At 26.0% G+C, this 2,673-nt stretch carries 4 protein-coding genes; all 4 read left to right on the forward strand.

All coding sequences use genetic code 11. From position 1 onward, the window contains the following. Window positions 1-298: 298 nt before the first annotated feature. Window positions 299-658: a hypothetical protein gene (locus tag DIS07_RS14875; protein ID WP_109406059.1), complete on the forward strand. Its 360-nt coding sequence runs from the start codon at window positions 299-301 to the stop codon at window positions 656-658. A 58-nt stretch (window positions 659-716) separates the two neighbouring features. Beyond that, a complete protein-coding gene (locus DIS07_RS14880; RefSeq protein WP_146190748.1) occupies window positions 717-1,631 on the forward strand; it encodes a hypothetical protein in 915 nt (304 codons plus the stop codon). Window positions 1,632-1,789: 158 nt separating this feature from the next. Beyond that, a complete protein-coding gene (locus DIS07_RS14885; protein ID WP_109406061.1) occupies window positions 1,790-2,143 on the forward strand; it encodes a hypothetical protein in 354 nt (117 codons plus the stop codon). After that, window positions 2,143-2,538 carry a hypothetical protein gene (locus DIS07_RS14890; protein ID WP_109406062.1) on the forward strand — a complete coding sequence of 132 codons (396 nt, stop codon included), beginning with the start codon at window positions 2,143-2,145 and terminating at the stop codon, window positions 2,536-2,538. The genes DIS07_RS14885 and DIS07_RS14890 overlap by 1 nt, the downstream gene beginning before the upstream one ends. The last annotated feature ends 135 nt before the right edge of the window (window positions 2,539-2,673 follow it).

The following is a 2,673-nucleotide window of genomic DNA, read 5'->3' on the forward strand; positions in this document are numbered from 1 at the left end:
AGTAGAAAAGAGAGAGGATTACCAATGTTGTCGAAGTCTAAAGCTTCACCGTGTATATTAACCTTAATTCTCTCTTTTATTCTTTCTGATTATATATCAAAATTAGTAAAAGACAAACTTAAGCCGTGTATAGCTTATTGCGGCTGAATTCCTAATCGGAATTCATTGCAATTTGCTATCTTTCGGTCACGGCGGAAAATCATAGCTGATTTTCCGCAACGAGCCATACACAAACACGTTGGCATTCATAGCCCAAACAAACTCAAAAGGAAAAAATAAAACCTCTCTTTAACCTAAAATGAAAACAGGAATATTATTAATAGTTGTAGGAGTTTTCTTTTATTTTTGGAATAAAAAAGTAATTTTTTACAAAGACAGGAATGGAAAAGAAAAAATAATTGGAGAATTCATAAAATATGAATCAGTAACTGAAAAAGTTTTGAGGAATGAAAATCACACTTCATTTTATCCTTTTGTAAAAATAAATCTTGAAAATGGAGAAAGTGGAGTTTTTAAGTTGAACTTCAGGAATCAGTTAGGAAAAAGTTTTAATAAAGGTGAAAAGATTGAACTTTTTTGGTGTAATAATGAACTTTTATATTGGAAAGCTTATGAGGTTGGAATCTTGAAATATTTACCAAAAAAATGGTTATTTTGAAATGAAACAGGAATTACACAAAAATATCTGAATTAACTATTATTGGAAACTATTGAATTTGAATAACTTAAAAACTACGAAATGCCAACACTGTATAAACTTTATTGCTGCTAAATTTTTCCTTCGGAAAAATACGCAGGCACAAAGTTGTTTAATATTTTGCTTACTTTTAGCTAAACAAAACGCAACAAAGCTTATACCAAAACGTTGGCAACAAGTTAAAATTAGTACAGATAAACAAGTCTTTTTAATGAAAAATACTGATGAAGTTATTGATTTAAAAAAAATTACTCAATTTTTTTGGAAAAAAAGAAATGAATGGGAAAAGCTTTCTGATTTTGAACAAAATGAGATTTACAAACAATTTTTGAATAGAAGAACAATTCTCTCTGATAAAATTTTGGACTTTAAAGAACATTCCCACTTCACTAATATAAAAACCGAAAAATTAAGCTACAAAAAAGATTACAAATCTATTACTAATCAATCTTTATATTCATTGGCAAAAACTGAAGTCAAAACAATCAATAGTTCATTTTTTGATTTTTTTGAAATTGCTGGCTATTTCTCGACGAAGGACAAAGAATATATTAAAAATAATTATAAACTATTTTTAAGAAATCAATGTGACTTAATAGGAAATATTGAATTAATTGGTTTTTCAATTTATAAAGATGGTGCTTATTCTAAAAACAGAAAAATATGTTTAACTATTCATATAGAAAATTGCATAATTAAAAAGTCAACTAATAATTGGATGAATCAAGAATATTTTGAAATTCCATATGAAATCGATGAATTCAAGAAAGAGAGGGAGATTTTAAAGGCAAATAAAGAACTTGAATCTAAAAAAAGTAAAGAGAGAATTAAAAATTTTGAGAAACAAAAAGCATTAGAAAAAAACAAGAAAAATATGAAGTTAGCATTTGGAATAAGTATTTTTATTATGCTTTTCATTTGGAAATGTTCTTGAATAACAAAACCAGTTGCCAACACCGTGTAAAATTAATTGCTGGTTTTAGCCAATTTACGAAAGTCCTCGCGGACTTTCTATCTGTGATTTATTTACTAACTTTAGTGCTTAAAACACGCAACTAATCTTACACAACAACGTTGTAGCCAATTTGAGAAATGACGAAATTTAGACTAAATTTAATAACTGAAAATCAAAATTCTATTGAGAAAGGAAAAAAATTTGCAGAATTAATTTGCGAAATTTTGAATTGTGAAAATGGATTTGAAATCTCAAAATATAATAAACTGAAAGACTCGTTCCGAATTGAAATAATTGGAAAAATAATTAACGAAAATAATTCAACTATAGAAGCAATTGAATTAACAGACAGAATTTGCTCACCTTGGATTGTGAAATTTGATAGAATCGAAAATAAAATCGAATTGATGTTTAATAAATCAGAATTATCAGAATATCGAAATATCAATTTAAACACGCTGAATTGGGCTAATTTCGAAATAGAAAAATAATGGGAATAGTTATTTTACCTTTTTTACTTGGAGCATTAATTATTGGAATAATAGCTTTAGTAAAAGTAATTAAGCTCTTGAAATTAAAACTTATTAAAGTTAAAGATTTAGGAATTGGATTAATAATATCTATTTTACTATTTGGTTTAATTTCATTAGTTTACATAATAGAAGGAAAAGCTTGGGGATTAAGTCCAGCTTTTAGAATTCCGATTTTTATGGTTTTTATACCATTTGGAATTCATATTGTTTGGGAGAAAAGCAAAAATAGAAAGGCTGAATATTTTTCGAAAATATTTCTTATTAGTATCGTCTTTAGTGTAATATTAGGAATTATATTTAATGAAATATTATTTGACTTAATTGATTATTTAGGAATTAAAAAACATTATTAAAAAACTGGCTACAACAAAGAACTGAGTTAAAAAACAAATAAATTCTTCGTTAAATTTTTACAATATTTTTCTAGGCTCAAAAATCTATTCATTCGTTTTTTGAGCTTTTATTTTTTTATTTAATATGCTATTTAG

It is taken from the genome of Polaribacter aquimarinus (genome assembly GCF_003129485.1).
Taxonomy (GTDB): domain Bacteria; phylum Bacteroidota; class Bacteroidia; order Flavobacteriales; family Flavobacteriaceae; genus Polaribacter; species Polaribacter aquimarinus.